This is a genomic window from Candidatus Obscuribacterales bacterium, from assembly GCA_036703605.1.
Lineage (GTDB): Bacteria > Cyanobacteriota > Cyanobacteriia > RECH01 > RECH01 > RECH01.
In genome coordinates this window covers 1-16368 of sequence record DATNRH010000971.1, presented here as the reverse complement: position 1 = coordinate 16368, position 16368 = coordinate 1, and the positions used below count along the sequence as shown (strand labels likewise).

The following is a 16368-nucleotide window of genomic DNA, read 5'->3' as shown; positions in this document are numbered from 1 at the left end:
TGTGACGTGAAAAATAAAGGCTTGAGGAGCACCTGCGATCGGTTTCACAAGCTGTAGTCCCATACTGGTGGCGATCGCTTGAATACTGGCTAAATCAAGACCCGGCGCAAATTGGATAGTTAATTCATCACTGAGGTAGGCCGGTGTGTGGGAAACTCCATCCATTTCATAGACATGGCTGGCAAAGCGCACATCGTCTGAGCTGCGAGCAAAAGCCATGACCGACTCAAGCTGACTAGTTTCCACCTGCACCTCAGTCAGCTCCATACCAGCAATGGGCCGCATCATTTGCACCGCTGGATGACGAGACAGCCCCGACAGCGATCGCCCTTCCATCGCCCGCACCGTGAAGCGATCGCTGGATTTGTGTAGCACTAATTCTTCCCCGCCTCGCTGCAAGATCAGACTTTCATGATCTGCCAGCAGCGCGGGATCAAAAGGATTGTCCAACGACCGATCCGGCTGATTTACAAAACCAGTCATACACAAACTCCTACCTGACAAGGATGATTAAGAGCGATTCAAGCCAATGGAGCAACCTCAACCATGAGGATACCTAGCATCTCGGTTCATAGATACCCTATCGACAACCCGATCCCAGACGGAACCTGATCCGTCTGGCGTCGTCAGAAGACTCAGTGAACCATCCAGATTCTACTGCGGTCGCCGTTTAGATTTTGACTAGGTTATATAGCCATCGTCACATGAGTTAGGGCGTCAAGAAACCCTAGAAATGTTCATCTAGGCCTTAACTAGACTGCATAAAGCGATAATTACTGACGCGATCGCCTAGCCATCAACTGCTTGCACCCATCATCACCTGCCGAAAGCTGCGTTGACCAACCGTCTGAGAACCGTCTGAGGAAGCGTACGGGATAGTGCCAGTCGTCAGGCCAGTCGTCAGGATCTAGGGGCGCGTCTGCTGTAGAGTAACTAGATCACGATTGATTCTACATCCAGAAGCTGTCGGCATAGGTATGAACCCATAGCTCAGGGGACGCGATCGAGAGCATCCCCCTCATTCACGCCATCTCTCTAAAGAGGGGAGTGGCAATGGTAAGATACGCGAAGATCAAATCCACATTCAGACTGCCCATAGTCATACTCAGTTGCACCATGATGTTCAGACTTGTTCGCTCACGTTTGCACGCGAGTCGCGTGGTATTGTCGGCAGCTCTTGCCGTGTTTTTACTTGCCCCCACAAGCGGGTATGCTCAATCCATCACGGTAGATGATGAGTCTCTTGAGGAGCCGTCTGATCTAGAAGAGCTAGAAGATTTTCCAGAACAACCGGACGCCTTTGATGACCTGCGCCCCCTCGCTCAAGATGGAACAATTTTGAGTGTTTCGGGTGGACAACGCCTCATGCAGCAGGCTCAGACCGCTGTCGCCTCCCAAGATTACACCACCGCTCAAAGTCGTCTTCAAGACGCACGGCAGGTGTTTAACCAACTTTCCAACTTCTACCAACAGCTTGCCTCCAGCTTTTCCGGGGTTGATACCCGAATTACAGACGATCTCAGAGCCCAGGCCCTAGAGACAGCCCAAATGCGTGACCAAGCCACCTACCAATTAGCGTTGGTACATCGGGCGCAAGACCAGCCTGAACTCGCAGTACCGCTCCTGATTCAAATTATCCGCAGCCAACAACCGACCCGCCAACTAGGGCAACAGGCCTACCAACAATTATTTGAACTAGGGTTTGTCAACTCTCCCTACCCTCGCGAACAATCCGGTGGCTCAACCACCATTTCACCGAATATTCCCTAGGCTAGGTCAAGGTCAAAGATGGGTTTGTGCATCTAACAAGCCGCAGTAGGGTGGGCTAGCGCGTACTCCATTCAAGTGCGTTGCAGCTACATCTAAGAGAACCCTGCAACAATACCTCAGGACATGGTGCGTTACAGCTTCGCCTAGCAGCACCCTACAACTTAGCTGAAGTAGACTAGGCTAGCGGCAGCATAACCCCTTAAAGCCCTACGGGACGATGCGTTATGGCTTCACCTAGCAGCACCCTACAATAGGGTTGATTGAAGTCCACCGACTTAGACCATCTTTATACAATCTTCAATCTGCAGTTGCTAGCCCCCCATGTGACCCAGCCCAACAGGTAAACTGGGTTTACAACAAGATGGGTATCGGATGTTTTGAACACAAGTAGAGGTCGTGCAGTGGTTAGCCCAGATCAAGTTGAATTAATGATTAAAACCGGACTGTCTGACGCTCAGGTGCAGGTGCAAGACCTCACGGGTGGCGGAGATCATTATCAGGTGATCGTAGTATCATCTGCCTTTGAGGGCAAAGGGTTAGTTCAACAACACCAGCTTGTGTATGGAGCTGTGAAACAGGCCATGTCTTCGGAGGCCATTCATGCTCTAGCCCTCAAAACCTATACCCCTCAACAATGGGCAGAGCAGCAGCCAGCATAGGGCTTAGCAGTGGCTATAGTTGACCCAAGTTATAAGGCTTAGAACCGAAGGGGCCAGATGTATAGCGACTGCAAGGCGATCGCCTCCCATCCACTCCCATGCCGATCACTGCGGTTATTGTGTTAGATCAATACTGACTATTCGTGAATCCAACGCAACGATGGATGGGTAGACGAGTACCATAGAACCAATTGGCTCATTTTCCTAGAACGCTATGACTTCAGACATCAACGATCGACTTTCTTCTTTGGTCAACCAAGACAAAATTGTGGTCTTCATGAAGGGCAATAAACTCATGCCCCAGTGTGGATTTTCCAATAACGTCGTGCAAATTCTCAATTCTTTGGGCGTGCCCTTTAGTACAGTTGATGTACTCGCCGATCAAGAGGTGCGTCAAGGCATTAAAGAATTCTCAAACTGGCCGACCATTCCCCAGGTTTACATCAACGGGGAGTTTGTGGGTGGCTCAGATATCCTGATCGAACTTTACCAAAATGGTGAATTACAGCAGATGGTGGAAGTAGCCCTCGCCTCCTAAGCGAAGAACTACGTTGAATCCATCTAGAGCGCCCCCCGCTGTTCAGTAGGGGGGCTTTGGCATGTCATCTCAATGTTGTGTCCAATAGGTGAGACGGTGCCCTAGAGATACTGCATCGGATCTACCGGTTCACCATTGGCACGCACCTCGAAGTGTAGGTGTGGCCCAGTGGACAGACCTGTAGACCCAACAGCAGCGATCGCTTGCCCGCGTTGCACGCTTTGCCCTTCAGAGACGTAGAGATCGCTGGAGTGGGCATAGAGCGTGGTGAGCCCGCCGCCATGATCCACAATCACCGATAGACCATAGCCGCCATACCAGTCGGCATAAATCACAACGCCACTATCGGCGGCGCGGATGGTGCTGCCATAGTCTGAGCCAAAATCTACACCGGCATGAAATCGCTCGTAGCCCAGAATGGGATGCGATCGCCACCCAAAAGAACTTGTAATAAAACCGTCATTGGGATAGCTAAACTGCCCCGTACCGCGAACCACTGGGCCGCGCCCGGATGGCACCGCCAGCCGCTGCTGAATTAAGACCGCTATGTTGGCAGAATCTCGGGACAGTTGCTCTTCAGCTTCCTCCAAGGCCTCTCGATCATCTCGGAGGCGACTAATCAGAGCCTGTTGATTTTGAGCTTGGGCTTCCACTTCCGATCGCTGGGCTAGGAGTTCTTGGGTGAGTAAAGCAATTTCATTTTTTTGGCGGGCAATGGTACGCCGCTGGCGCTCAATTTCATCAGCATGGACCTTGAGATCGCCAAGGATGATGCGATCAGACTGATAGACCAGCTTCAACTGTCGTCGCCGAGTCATGAAATCGTTGAGGTTTTCACTTTGCAGCAACAGCGCCCATCCCTGTTGACTGGGTTGGCGCTGTAGATAGCGCAGCCGCGCCACCGTGGCAAACTGCTGTTCTTGGTACTGATCCTCTGCTGCCGCCAGGGCCGCCACTAGGCTACTCAAGCGCTGGTTGGCAATTTGAAGCTGCTCTTCGTTGTACTGAATTTGTTCCGTGGTGGCGCGCAGGGTGGACTGGAGACCATCAAGACGCTGGGTTGCCGATCCTTCTAGGCTTTCTAAGCGATCGCGTTCTTCTTGAACCTGCTGGCGTTCTTGCTCTAGGCGTTGCTGCTCTTGCTGTAAACTCTCCACCGATTCTGTGGACTGGGCGATCGCTCTCGGGACACCTAGCACCCCACCCTGCACCCACAAAAAAAGAGCTAGGGCGATCGCTAGCCCCAAACTAAACCATGTCACCGTAATGCGCGAGAGGGTCATTCGCAAGGCAAAATCATCTATCAACAACGACAGGACTGGAACGGACAGCCTCTCTGTTTTACAGGTGTCCGCTTAAAGATTCAGGGCAATTACGCCAAACACCACCAAAATGCTCCCCGAGATTCGGTTAATCCAGGTTAACTGTTGCGTCAGTTTTCCTCGCAATAGATTAGCACCACTGCTCAAAATCAACCACCACATCGCCGATCCAAGGAAGACACCAAACACGAGTTGAGCGGCTTCTAGACCCGGTTGAGCCGCTGTGGCCATGCCTAAACCGGCAAAAATTCCCACAAAAGACAGAATAGTCAGGGGGTTGGTGATCGTCAGGGCCAGAGTTGAAACATACATGCCCACCAGACCAGCATGGGTTACGGAGGCGGCTTGGCTAGCGGCAGGCGTCACGATCGTTTTGATGCCGAGATAGCAGAGAAATAGACCACCGATCAATCGCAGCCAAATGGCTTGATCGATGAGCATCTGTGAGATAAACGTTAGGCCAAATCCAGCAATACAGCCATAGATTGCATCAGCGGTCGCAGCTCCCATGCCCGATACTAACCCAGCCCAGCGTCCCGCCGCCAAGGTGCGACGGATGCACAGCAGGCCGATGGGGCCCACCGGGGCAGCGATCGCCAGCCCGATGACGATGCCCCGCAGTAAAACATCGCTCATGGTGTGCCTCCATCAACATCTAAGGGAAGATGAGTGGTTTCTTTAATCGTTGAAAGGGCGATCGCTGTCCGGGTGCGCACAACACCGGGGATGCCTTTAATGTGATGGCTAATCACCTGTTCAAGATGGCGGGTGTGGCGGCAGCGTACCTTCAGCATGTAGTCATCCTCTCCGGCGAGGTGGTGGCATTCCTGCACGTCTTCCATCGCCTGGATGCGCTCCACAAATGCTTCACAGTGGCGGGGATGCTCAAGGGTCACAAAGATAAACGCCAACAGATCTAGCCCCACCAGCTCAGGGGCGATCGCCGCCGCATACCCGGTAATCACGCCGCGCTCTTCCAGTCGCCGCACGCGATCAGCAGCGGCCGGGGACGACAGGGATAGCACCCCGGCCAGATCTGCCCAAGTCATCCGCCCCTGTCGCATCAGGTGATACAGCACTCGATAGTCGATAGAATCCAGCATTGTCCTTTGTTTAAAAAGTTAAAAATGATTTTAGTTTTCTTTTCTAAACTTAGATCCGCAATTTAACTTGCAAAACAATGTTTTTTATGAGATCTTGACAACGTTCTAAATTCAGCAGCGATCGGAGACTCATCGATCGAGCCGTGAAACCGACTGCTAGAGTAGCTGAGGGCTTATTTAGGGATAGTCATGGGTCAGAGACTCTTGGGGCAAGACAGACGGCGAATTCTTTTACCCTTGGTGACCAGCGCTCTGTTCGCAGGTAGCTTTGTGGCCGGGAAATTCACCACCTTGGATATGGGCCCGATCACCACATCGTTTTGGCGGTATGCGATCGCCCTTGTGTTTTTAAGTCTGTTGGTGCGGCACTATGGTCGCCAGTCCCTACGGTTGGCGCGGGCAGATGTGTTGCCCATGGCCCTACTGGGTCTCTTTGGCGTGGTAGGCTACCATGTGCTGTTCTTCTCCAGCCTGCGCTACACCGAGGTCGCCAACAGCGCCATCATCAATGCCTTCAGTCCTGTGGTCACCGGCAGTTTGGCAGCGATCGCCCTCCGAGAACGGCTGCTGCTGAAAAACTATCTGGGCTGCGGTCTGGCCGTACTTGGGGTGCTGTTCTTGCTCACTCGTGGACAGATCAGCACTATCTTGCAGCTCACGTTCAATCGAGGTGATGGTCTGATGCTGGCGGCGGTGGTTTGCTGGGCGATTTACACCCTGATCATCAAAAAACTTTCAGCCCGGTACTCTGGTTTCACCATCAGCTACTACGCGGCGCTGTTTGGGGTGGTGCAACTGCTGCTGTTGTCAGCGTGGGAAGGCGGCCCCTGGCGCGCCATCTCCCCTGCATCGCTGGGGTCGGTGCTCTACATGGGTATCGGTGCATCGGGGATAGGCTACTTGCTCTATAACCTTAGTGTGGGAGCGATCGGCCCAACCCGCACGGCCACGTCGGTGTATAGCATCGTGCCGATCTTTGTCGCGCTGCTGGCCCTGCTGTTTTTTCAACAGCCGATTACGCCGGTGATGCTGGCCAGTATGGGGTTGATTGCCATGGGATTGCGCTTGACCCTCGCCACGCCCAAGGAATAGTCGCTGGATTGAGAGGCTTCAGACGACATCATCCAGAGTGAGCCGCATCTCCGAGAGACGCTCCCAAATCTGGGCATTGACTCTGGCTTTGAGAATATTGCGGGCCGGCCGGCTATAGGAACCTAGTTCCTCACACAAGCGATCGTAGTTGGTGAATTCATGTCTCAGATAATCGACGATGCCATTCAGGGTCACGGGGCGCGGGGTCGGGTCACTGCTGCGGCGATGGTAATGATGCTTGGCCTGTTCCGCAAGCTGTTCAGGGTGAGGGAAGTCGGCAAGCTGGATGTCGGCATGGCGGACAAATTTCTCGTTGCTCATCTGCGGAGGACGGTTAGCGTAGATGGGCGGCGTCAAGCGATAGGGTTCTAATTCCTGTTCTAGCTCAGCTATCTGGCGCTGAGCTGCCTGACAGGTTTCCTCTAGCTCCTGTTCTAAATCAGCTATCTGGTGCTGAGCTTCCTGACAGGTTTGCTCTAGCTGCAGGCGATCGCTCTCTAAGGTTGCGATGCTAGCCTCAGCGTCAGTGAGTTGGGTCTGGAGGCGATCGCATTCTGTCCCAAGGGCCGTGACGTGATCTTTAAGCTGCTGGGCCCGCTGCTCTTGCTCGTCAATCAGGTCATCATAGATGCGGTTCTCTTGCCTAAGCTCTTGGAGCTTGATTTCCCTTGCTTGGGACTGGTTAAGGGTCATCACTAACGCCGCCTGCACCGCCTTGAGCTGGGTGTCTAACGTTTGGCGTTGAAGATGGTGCTGATCCAGTTGGTGCTGAAGTTCAGTGAGGCTCGTCTGAGCAGCCTGGCTAGCGCGTTCTAGAGCTTGCCGCTGCTGTTGCTCATGGGCAATAGAATCCAGCAGAGGCTGAAACCTAGGCTGTTGGGCTTCTAGCTTAGCGAGTTGTTGATGATAGCGATGAAGTGCTTTATGAAGCTGTTGGTTCTTGCGAGACTGGTTATAAATCTGCAGCAATAGCCCGACAGCAACCACCATCAATAACGGCATCATGATCGGTGTCATGATCGGCAACAGCAAACCTATGCCACTCAAACATAAGCCCGCGATCGCCATCCCCCAGAGTTGATGAGGAATGTGGGGTTCCTGGGGTGACATAATCGGGTGCTGTGTCATCGTGGCACTTGCTTGAGAACATCCTACTGATTAGGATGCCCAAGGATGAGCACCTGATCCCGATGGTGCTCGAAGAATGTGGTAACGGTATGTTAACCAGGTTGCTGGAGCGATCGCCCCTCGGAAATAGGGATGCTACTGATCGCGAGATGCCCAAACGCCAGACACCAGCATGAACAATCCGCCCGCAAAAATGGCGATCGCTAGCCCTGCAGGAATGACGCTTGTCCAATCAATACTATCCATACTCGAATCTCACCAATCGTTAAGACCTAGACCTTGCCGATATCTGCATCGACCTAGTCTTAGTCTAAAACTAAGAGGCCTTAGGGAACGGGATGTCGCGAGTTTGGTGGAAGTCCATTTGCACTTTGTGGGTGAGGCGACGGGACACTTGGCGGACAATTTGGTTCAGGAGGCGATCGCCGGTGCCTTGGATGAGAGATTTGGGTAGAGCCCGGATGAATCGAGGAAAATAGATAGCCACGTCCAGATCCAGTTCCCATTCCACCTGCGTTAGAGGCGCGCCGGTTTCGGAAGTGGCTTCCACAAGCTGTAGCGCTGCCCGGAAATCAACGTGATAGCCCGGTGCTTCGTAGTCGGGAACGGGAATCGTTTCAATCCGGTAAACGCCTTCATCTTGGGGCAGCAAGTGTAGACCAATTTTGGGTTCCACTTCATACCCAAAGGAACCAAAGCGACCAATCGTTAAAGCATAGCCGTTATCCCCAAGCGCATCGGTTTTCATGGGGTGGGCACAGCGATGAAACCATTCAGAGTGAATGTCTAGATAGTCGGCAACTGTTTGAGCATCAGCATACATAGCCATGCAGTTAGCATACTGCCCACGAAAATGGGTTGCTTCCGCCACCGCGGACTCTACAGGCTGCTCAACAGAGTCAGTCACTATGTCTAGACCCATAACAGATTCAAATGTCTCGAATGTCTCAAAAGCTTGGTGTTCTGCTGAATGGGCCTGCATAGCTTCAAGTTCCTTGAAAAGTAGCATTGTTTTAATTGCTTACCTGATCCAGAGATAGGCAATATAGTCCGACATTAAACAAGACACCTGATGGGCGATCGCCCTCAATGCTTGAGGATAGCTCACTTGCTTCAACTCCTCCACAAAATGAGGAATCTCTGAAGACGACTAGCCTTAGATTGCCCAGCCTTGAGGTAGGATCCATCGTCTGGTGACCATGATTTGGAGAGGGGCAAAGCAAATCAGACGCGATTTACATTTAGCATAGCTTCGGTGTTCTACTCGTTAACACGCTTGATCTACGGAAAAATAGATGAAATTCACACAAGATGTTTCCTCCCATGAGGTTAGATCTACGGCATTCTACGAAGATCGTCGGGTTGGACATTTATGTTGTCCGGGTAGTTTCTCCGTCATCGATCGATGGTGGTATGGGTTTTAGCCGGAAAAACAGTTAATAATGATCACTATCGATCAGGCTAGGTCTTGTGGTCTCCTCAGACTCAGCGGTAAGGTGCCCCGAGGGCATACCTAGACCATAAAACAGAACCACGTTTGAGTAACACTCTATTTTAAGGAACATCTTGGTGAAAGCATTTGTAGCCGGCGCTACGGGGCGCACAGGACAATTGATCGTAAAGGCCCTCGAACAACGTCAAATTCCTACTCGATCGCTGGTGCGCGATCGCCAAAAGGCAGCCGCTGTCTTGTCCGACTGGTCAGAACAGTGGGTGGGCGATGTTTTGCAGCCGGAAACCTTAGATGCAGCGATCGCAGGCTGTGATGTGGTCTTCTGCGCCACTGGAGCCCAGCCCAGTTGGGATCCAACCCTGCCCTATCGCGTGGATTTTGAAGGCACCAAGAACTTGGTGGATGCAGCTAAGCGTCAGCAGGTTCAGCATATGGTGTTTGTGTCATCGCTATGTGTGTCGCGACTTTTGCATCCCCTGAACATCTTTTGGTTGATTTTGGTATGGAAAAAACAGGCAGAAGCCTACCTGCAGGGCAGTGGCTTAACCTACACCATCGTTCGTCCCGGTGGGCTCAAAAGTACAGCGCCCACCGATCCCCTTCAAATGGCGGCAGCAGATACCCTGTTTGAAGGCAGCTTGTCCCGCGAACAAGTAGCGGAGGTCTGTGTGGAGGCGTTGAGGCTGCCTAGCGCCAAAAACAAAGTGGTGGAAATTATTGCCCAGCCCGATGCCCCCCAACAAACCCTAGAGCAATGGTTTGACAGCATTACATGACGTACTCCCGACGCTCGCCGTTTCGGTAGAGTGCGGAGCTTTCGCAAAAGATCGATCAAAAAATCTGAAAAAAAAAGAGATTTTTGTTTGGGGAATGCAATACCCTATGCTACGATGTTTAATTGTGGATTGGGCGGGTCGGTGCCCGAGTGGTTAATGGGGGCGGACTGTAAATCCGCTGGCTACGCCTACGCTGGTTCGAATCCAGCCCGGCCCACCACAACATCAAAATGCATTTTCTTAAGTCAATCCTTAAGGCACTTGCTATCATAAGATTGGCTAAGGAGTTGCCCGTGTGGCTCAGTGGTAGAGCACACCCTTGGTAAGGGTGAGGTCACGAGTTCAATCCTCGTCACGGGCTTTTTAATATCATCCATAGCGTTACAGAAACTCTAGAGCATAGGGTTGCCAAGTTTCCCATGGCTTTATCGATGTCCTAGGGATCCCAGAACCGTGGAAGAGGGCGCTCTGCGATCGCTAGGCCTCCTCAGCAGATGGACGGAAAAAAGATGGGCATCTGGCGTTAAGCATGAGATTCTTGAAGACAGGTAGCCATGCGGTGGGATCGATCGACCTACTAGCTGGGTTCACCCAATCTGTCGTTGCTGACATCTTGCCTGCTATCCCGCTCCAAGAGGGAGGGCTTTTAAACTACCTTAGATGTCCCCTGGCTTCTCCAAACCTGTTGTTCAAAACAGACAGCCGTTGGGGTTTTAGGCGCAGGGTTCGAGATGGGTCTATCAGCCGTGGTTCGATGTGTTAGCTAGGGCGTACACCTGCCTAACGATTTTCATTCATCATGTTAAATTACGCATTCATAATCGTTTTGCAATGAATCTGTTTTCACTCGTCTTTCCAGTTGGGCTTGGGCTTGGCTCTATTGTGCTTGCGGAGCTGGTTCGTGATGTCTACCATGTTGCTGGTCACTACTGGCCACCCCTCCAGTCCCTTCATATGTTGCATCATCGGGCCTATCGTCGTGATCTGAGTATTGCCAACCTTGACGTCTATCGTCGCTCTCAGCTTTACAACGATGTGCCAGAGTCCCTAGTGATGTTTGCCGTAACAGCGTTGGTGGCATGGGCCAGCCATCAGCCAGCTATGTTTTTAGGCAGTCTCTATGCGCTAGGCTTTATGGCAGGGGCGATCGCTCGTTCTCAGGGCTATGGGATGTGGACAGATCTCACCCACGAACCCGGCGACCTCACCCAAATTCCCTCGACGTGGGCGGTCAATCGTACATATCACTGGCGGCACCACTTTGATCAAGGGAACGCCTACTTCTCGGGATACTTGACAGTGGTGGATAAAGTGTTGGGAACTAGCCTATCGCTAAAAGGCAAGGTGATTGCGGTCACGGGCGCATCGGGATCTATGGGGCAGGCCCTGATCCAAGAACTCATTCGCCAAGGGGCAAAAACCATTGCCCTCACCACCTCCGATCGCCTCACTGAGACCGATCGCATGAGGGTCGTGCCTTGGCAGATTGGCGAAGAGGAGCACCTGCGCGATCGCCTCAAGCAAGTCGATATTCTAATTATCAATCACGGTCTTAACGTCCATGGCGATCGCACCCCGGAGGGCGTCCAAGCGTCTCTAGAGGTGAACGCTCTGTCGGCATGGCGGCTGGCCAATGTGTTCATGAGTACGGTGAATGACTCCACCGACCGGGCCACCAAGGAGCTTTGGGTGAACACATCAGAGGCGGAGGTGAGCCCCGCCTTTAGTCCCCTCTACGAAATTTCGAAACGTTTGATTGGAGATCTAATTACCCTGCGACGGCTGGATGCTCCCTGTATCATTCGCAAAATTGTCTTGGGGCCGTTCAAAAGTAACCTCAATCCTGTGGGGATCATGTCGCCGAGATGGGTGGCCCGCATGGTTATTTTCCTGGCCAAGCGGGATGTGCGCACCATAATTGTGACGATTAACCCCCTCACCTACCTAGTGTTTCCCATCAAAGAATGGGGGCGATCGCTCTATTTTCGACTATTTTCGCGACCTGCTCCTTAGGGTTTGCTCCCTAGGCGTTCTTGGCTGATGGTCATCAACACCAAACTTTATGATAGATAAAGGAACTCATGGGTGATGAGGCAGCGATCGCGACGGCATTCGTCGTAACGGTCACAATAGTAAGCTATGACACAATTGGGCAACGGTGATTCGGGTCATCCTCTAAGATTTCCCATCAACCGCTTGTCAGACTGGCGTTGTGGAATCAATCGAGGGTGAAGATCCTCCTGTAGGCGATTCACCCTTGGCTCTTGTGTGATTCTGCGTCAGTCCAGCACTGTTCACTCATCCCGTAATTCAAGCCCTATGCCGGAGAATTCCTGGTCTAATCCTCCCTCTCAACCTGTTGACCCGTTGAATCAACGTGACACATTGGCACCCTTGGAGTCTTTTATGATTGATGACGCTCATCCTGGCAACCTCAAGGCATCCTTTGAACGAGGTCTGGCAGGACGTCGTCCCAAAGCTGCGATCGCCCTATCAGCAGTGTGGGCGGTGACGATTACGCTTCATTTGGTCTCTTGGGGCATTTGGTTTGTTCTCGGACTGACCCTATTGGTAGGGCTACATACCCTGCGCCTAATCGTAGCTCGCCCTCGGTCGGTGCCATCGGTGTTGACCAGTGAAAATCCTGATGATTATCCCTATGTCTCGCTGATGGTCTCGGCCAAAAATGAGGAGGCAGTGGTGGGTTCTCTGGTGCGATCGCTCTGTAATCTGGACTATCCCAGCGATCGCTACGACCTGTGGATTATTGATGATTACAGCACCGATCGCACACCGGAACTGTTGGATCAACTGGCGCTGCAATATCCCCGGCTCCATGTCGTCCACCGTCCAGCCGATGCCGGCGGCGGTAAATCAGGGGCTTTGAACCAAGTCTATCCTAAGGTTAAAGGTGAGTTTATTGCGGTGTTTGATGCCGATGCTCAAGTACCCGTGGATTTGTTACGCCGGGTGATTCCTTTGTTTGACCGTCCGCAGGTAGGCGCGGTGCAGGTGCGCAAAGCCGTGTTGCAGGGAAATGAGAGGCATCCCCGTCCTCGAAATTTCTGGATCCTGGGTCAGGTGGCGGAAATGGCGTTGGATAGCTATTTCCAGCAGCAGCGCATTGCCATTGGCGGCGTGGGTGAGCTGCGGGGCAATGGTCAATTTGTGCGGCGGCAGGCGTTGGATAGCTGCGGCGGCTGGAATGAAGAAACCATCACCGATGATCTAGATCTCACCCTCAGGCTGCATTTTGATCGCTGGGATATTGATTTCCTGATGGTGCCTGCCGTGGAAGAAGAGGGCGTTACAAAAGCGATCGCTCTTTGGCATCAACGTAGTCGCTGGGCAGAGGGTGGCTATCAGCGCTATCTAGACTATTGGCGGCTCATGTCCCGTAATCGTTTGGGCGTAGGCAAAACTATTGATCTACTGGTCTTCTGGCTCATGCAGTACCTGCTGCCCACGGCGGCAGTTCCAGATACGCTGATGGCGATCGCCCGCAGTAGTCCGCCGCTGCTCAGTCCATTAACGGGGATGACAGTGCTGCTTTCACTCTTTGGCATGGTGATTGGTCTGCGCCGCATCCACAGCAGTGATTATCTACTGCGAGAAGCAGCCTTAGGCACAGAACGATCGCCCCAACTACGTCCCGAGATGCCGCTGTGGCGTACGCTTGTACAATCCATCCGCGGCACTCTTTATATGATGCACTGGTTGCTGGTAGTAGCCAGTACCACGGCACGCATTTCGGTACGTCCCAAACGGCTGAAGTGGGTGAAAACAGCCCACCAAGGAACAGACGAGGTATTACTGGATATTCCTGGACAGTCCTAGTCCTCATCTTAGATACTTGCAATACTCTGCCCTCGTTAATAACCGGCTGTTAGCTTATCGGTAGATATCCCATTGTTTGGCACAATCTGCCCGCAGGGCTTAGACAAGCGTTGGGAAAAGAGAGGGGTACAGAAAAGGTTGGCAGGGGCTGCTAACGCCCCCCAGCGTAAACTTTTAGTGATGAATTCCAGACCTGCTTGGTGGAGCAGGTTACAGTCTGTATAAGAGATTTTTACCCGATGGATGCCGATAGGGTGTTGAATCGGCATGGTTATTACTGGAGGAGTCCCATGGTTCAGCGCCTATCAGTTTGGATGTCAGGCCTTGCGATCGCTGCAATAGGTCTGCCGCAGGAAGCGATCGCGGCACCTATTACACCTAAACCTGAGGAGCCATTAGATATCCAGGTTTTTAGTCCGTCTATCCTACCGTCCGAACTACTCCCTGCTCCAGGAGTGCCCCAGAATCTTGGACAGTTAGAACATTCGATTGATCCACTCCTAACCTATCTAGCGCAGCAGTCGGATCCTGACGATCGCTTTTTGCAAGAGCCACCTGATTTACCCCTACCCACCACCGACGAAGGGCCGGTGCTTCAGCCAGAATCAGCCCCCAGTCCACCATCAGGTTTACCAGACCAGCCAGATGTCCAATTTCCCATCCGCACCCTAGAGGTGTTGGGCAGCACCATTTTTGATCAGCAGGACTTTGCACCGATTATTCAGCCCTTGGAGAATCAAACGGTTACCTTGGCAGATCTGCAGCAGGCCGCCGATGCTATTACCCAGCTCTATCTGGATGATGGCTACCTCACATCTCGGGCTATTTTAGTAGACCAACCTATTACTGATGGCATCGTGCGCATTCAGGTGGTGGAAGGCAGTTTGGCAGAGATCCAAATTGAAGGACTGCAGCGACTGCACCAGAGCTACGTACGCGATCGCATTGAGCTAGGAGCCGGTACCCCTCTCCAGGCTGAACAGCTAGAAGAGCAGCTTCGGCTGCTGCGATCGGATCCACTCTTCGACAATATTGAAGCCAGTCTGCGGGCCAGCGGCGAGGTAGGGCAGAGTGTGCTGATTGTGCGGGTGGATGAAGCATCGCCCTGGTTTGGAGGAGCAAGCGTCGATAACTATTCACCGCCCAGCGTTGGATCGGAGCGGATCGGTGCAGATATTGGTCATCGCAATATCACAGGGCTGGGGGATAGCCTTAGCCTGTCCTACGATCGCACCACCCGCGATGGAGCCCATATTTTTGATATCAACTACCGCGTGCCGCTCAATCCAATGAACGGCACGCTAGCTCTGCGTACCGTAATTGATCGCAATGAAATTGTTCAGTCTCCCTTTGATGAATTCGGCATTCGCGGAGAATCAGAACGCTATGAAATTAGTTTTCGTCAGCCCTTGGTGCGCTCTACCCGAGAAGAGTTTGCCCTGTCCCTAGGATTTAGCCATAAAGATGGGCAGACGTTTTTGTTTAATAATATTCCCCAACCCTTTGGGATTGGCCCCGACGAAGATGGTACCAGTCGTACCAGTGTTTTCCGTCTTGGGCAGGATTATGTACGCCGAGATGTGGTGGGGGCCTGGGCCTTGCGATCGCAATTTAATATCGGCGTTAATCTACTCAATGCTACGACCAATTCATCCCCCGTCCCCGATAGCCGTTTCGTCAGTTGGCTAGGGCAAGTGCAACGGGTGCAGCGGTTAAGTGACGACCACCTGATGATTCTCCAGGCCGATCTACAGCTTTCTCCCGATAGCCTGCTGGCGTCAGAACAATTTGTCATTGGGGGCGGACAATCGGTGCGAGGCTTTCGGCAAAATGCCCGATCGGGAGACAATGGTTTTCGGGTGTCCGTAGAAGACCGCATTACACTGACCCGCAATGCATCAGGTTTATCGGTCTTCCAACTAGCGCCGTTTATCGACATGGGAGCCGTTTGGAACCATCCGGACAACCCCAATACTCTGCCCGATCAAACATTTCTGATTGGCGCTGGGGTAGGAGCCCTATGGGAACTGGTACCCAATTTCAATCTGCGGTTTGACTATGCACTGCCACTGATTGATCTCAGCGATCGCGGCAATAATTTTCAAGACGATGGTCTATATTTCAGCGTAGATTATCGATTCTAGAGGGTTAGCTGAGTCTTTAGAGGGTTGGCTGATGGCTCTGAGTCACCAACCCCCTATCGCTGCCACTGCAGCGATTAACTGAAGTGGCTTCAGGACGCCACCTTAGCAGTTGAGCGCTGCCGTCTAGACGGTGTGGAGGTTTTAATCGGCTGCTGAGCTGGAGTTTTAGCTTCAGCTTTAGCTTCAGTCTTTATTTCAGGTTCTGGCTTCTTCGCTGCAGTCCGCTTGGCCTTCGGCTTGGCGTCTTCTTCAACCGGCGTTTGCATCAAAAACACCAGCATAGGATTACTACGCATTTCCCGACGCAACAGCCGCCGCAGTTCTACCTCAATCTGAGCTTGGAGTTTCGTCCAATCGACATCGGTTTCATTCGCCTCGAAGGTATGTGTGAAATTACTCCAGCGATCGCTCAATAGAGACTGAATTGTATCCCGCGCTAGATCTTCCAAGCGAGAAGGTTCAGCAGTCGAGACGACACCACGGATGTGAATTTCAGGGCGTGCCAGGAGTTTTCCATCCCAGCCAATCGCTGCTGCTACGGTCACC

The 16368-nt window shown here is 52.5% G+C and carries 15 protein-coding genes and 2 tRNA genes; 10 read left to right on the top strand and 7 right to left on the bottom strand.

Annotation, left to right across the window (positions count from 1 at the left end; translation table 11 throughout):
- Positions 1-483: hypothetical protein (locus V6D20_19920; protein HEY9818047.1), on the bottom strand; the 483-nt coding region annotated here is incomplete at its 3' end.
- Between the two features lie 675 nt (positions 484-1158).
- Here V6D20_19920 and V6D20_19915 point away from each other — a divergent pair.
- The 3 genes from V6D20_19915 (at position 1159) to grxD (ending at position 2967) form a co-directional block, all read left to right on the top strand.
- Positions 1159-1770, top strand: a complete 612-nt coding sequence (locus tag V6D20_19915) for a hypothetical protein (protein HEY9818046.1) — start codon at positions 1159-1161, stop codon at positions 1768-1770.
- A gap of 401 nt (positions 1771-2171) precedes the next feature.
- Positions 2172-2429: a BolA family transcriptional regulator gene (locus tag V6D20_19910; protein ID HEY9818045.1), complete on the top strand. Its 258-nt coding sequence runs from the start codon at positions 2172-2174 to the stop codon at positions 2427-2429.
- Positions 2430-2643: 214 nt separating this feature from the next.
- Positions 2644-2967, top strand: a complete 324-nt coding sequence (gene grxD / locus V6D20_19905; GenBank protein ID HEY9818044.1) for a Grx4 family monothiol glutaredoxin — start codon at positions 2644-2646, stop codon at positions 2965-2967.
- A gap of 101 nt (positions 2968-3068) precedes the next feature.
- Here grxD and V6D20_19900 read toward each other — a convergent pair whose 3' ends face one another.
- The 3 genes from V6D20_19900 to V6D20_19890 all read right to left on the bottom strand — a co-directional run bounded on the left by V6D20_19900 (position 3069) and on the right by V6D20_19890 (position 5392).
- On the bottom strand, positions 3069-4250 hold the full coding sequence (locus V6D20_19900; protein ID HEY9818043.1) for a peptidoglycan DD-metalloendopeptidase family protein: 1182 nt from the start codon (positions 4248-4250) through the stop codon (positions 3069-3071).
- 72 nt (positions 4251-4322) lie between these two features.
- A complete protein-coding gene (locus V6D20_19895) occupies positions 4323-4925 on the bottom strand; it encodes a LysE family transporter (protein HEY9818042.1) in 603 nt (200 codons plus the stop codon).
- Positions 4922-5392: an Lrp/AsnC family transcriptional regulator gene (locus tag V6D20_19890; protein HEY9818041.1), complete on the bottom strand. Its 471-nt coding sequence runs from the start codon at positions 5390-5392 to the stop codon at positions 4922-4924. The genes V6D20_19895 and V6D20_19890 overlap by 4 nt, the downstream gene beginning before the upstream one ends.
- Positions 5393-5581: 189 nt before the next feature.
- On the opposite strand from V6D20_19890, the gene V6D20_19885 reads away from it, so the two are divergent.
- Positions 5582-6484: a DMT family transporter gene (locus V6D20_19885; protein HEY9818040.1), complete on the top strand. Its 903-nt coding sequence runs from the start codon at positions 5582-5584 to the stop codon at positions 6482-6484.
- Positions 6485-6502: 18 nt separating this feature from the next.
- Here V6D20_19885 and V6D20_19880 read toward each other — a convergent pair whose 3' ends face one another.
- On the bottom strand, positions 6503-7612 hold the full coding sequence (locus V6D20_19880) for a hypothetical protein (GenBank protein ID HEY9818039.1): 1110 nt from the start codon (positions 7610-7612) through the stop codon (positions 6503-6505).
- Positions 7613-7928: 316 nt separating this feature from the next.
- Complete coding sequence (locus tag V6D20_19875) at positions 7929-8519, bottom strand: DUF1997 domain-containing protein (protein ID HEY9818038.1); 591 nt, start codon at positions 8517-8519, stop codon at positions 7929-7931.
- Positions 8520-9181: 662 nt separating this feature from the next.
- Here V6D20_19875 and V6D20_19870 point away from each other — a divergent pair.
- From V6D20_19870 to V6D20_19845, 6 genes are all read left to right on the top strand, one after another.
- Positions 9182-9841, top strand: coding sequence for an SDR family oxidoreductase (locus tag V6D20_19870; protein ID HEY9818037.1), 660 nt, complete (start codon positions 9182-9184; stop codon positions 9839-9841).
- A gap of 135 nt (positions 9842-9976) precedes the next feature.
- Positions 9977-10061 (top strand) — tRNA-Tyr (locus V6D20_19865).
- Between the two features lie 69 nt (positions 10062-10130).
- Positions 10131-10202: transfer RNA gene (locus tag V6D20_19860), tRNA-Thr, on the top strand.
- 470 nt (positions 10203-10672) lie between these two features.
- The gene (locus V6D20_19855) at positions 10673-11854 is read left to right on the top strand and encodes a bifunctional sterol desaturase/short chain dehydrogenase (protein ID HEY9818036.1); all 1182 of its coding nucleotides are present in this window, start codon (positions 10673-10675) and stop codon (positions 11852-11854) included.
- A 393-nt stretch (positions 11855-12247) separates the two neighbouring features.
- Entirely contained in the window at positions 12248-13678 is a 1431-nt protein-coding gene (locus V6D20_19850) for a glycosyltransferase family 2 protein (protein ID HEY9818035.1), read from the top strand.
- 290 nt (positions 13679-13968) lie between these two features.
- Positions 13969-15822 carry a ShlB/FhaC/HecB family hemolysin secretion/activation protein gene (locus V6D20_19845; protein HEY9818034.1) on the top strand — a complete coding sequence of 618 codons (1854 nt, stop codon included), beginning with the start codon at positions 13969-13971 and terminating at the stop codon, positions 15820-15822.
- 89 nt (positions 15823-15911) lie between these two features.
- Here V6D20_19845 and V6D20_19840 read toward each other — a convergent pair.
- Positions 15912-16368: hypothetical protein (locus V6D20_19840; GenBank protein ID HEY9818033.1), on the bottom strand; the 457-nt coding region annotated here is incomplete at its 5' end.

What these genes read in the sequence shown, in the direction of transcription:
- grxD (HEY9818044.1), top strand. Translation starts at nt 2,644, where the DNA reads ATGACTTCAGACATCAACGATCGACTTTCTTCTTTGGTCAACCAAGAC.
- V6D20_19900 (HEY9818043.1), bottom strand. Translation starts at nt 4,250, where the DNA reads ATGACCCTCTCGCGCATTACGGTGACATGGTTTAGTTTGGGGCTAGCG.
- V6D20_19895 (HEY9818042.1), bottom strand. Translation starts at nt 4,925, where the DNA reads ATGAGCGATGTTTTACTGCGGGGCATCGTCATCGGGCTGGCGATCGCT.
- V6D20_19890 (HEY9818041.1), bottom strand. Translation starts at nt 5,392, where the DNA reads ATGCTGGATTCTATCGACTATCGAGTGCTGTATCACCTGATGCGACAG.
- V6D20_19885 (HEY9818040.1), top strand. Translation starts at nt 5,582, where the DNA reads ATGGGTCAGAGACTCTTGGGGCAAGACAGACGGCGAATTCTTTTACCC.
- V6D20_19880 (HEY9818039.1), bottom strand. Translation starts at nt 7,612, where the DNA reads ATGACACAGCACCCGATTATGTCACCCCAGGAACCCCACATTCCTCAT.
- V6D20_19855 (HEY9818036.1), top strand. Translation starts at nt 10,673, where the DNA reads ATGAATCTGTTTTCACTCGTCTTTCCAGTTGGGCTTGGGCTTGGCTCT.
- V6D20_19850 (HEY9818035.1), top strand. Translation starts at nt 12,248, where the DNA reads ATGATTGATGACGCTCATCCTGGCAACCTCAAGGCATCCTTTGAACGA.
- V6D20_19845 (HEY9818034.1), top strand. Translation starts at nt 13,969, where the DNA reads ATGGTTCAGCGCCTATCAGTTTGGATGTCAGGCCTTGCGATCGCTGCA.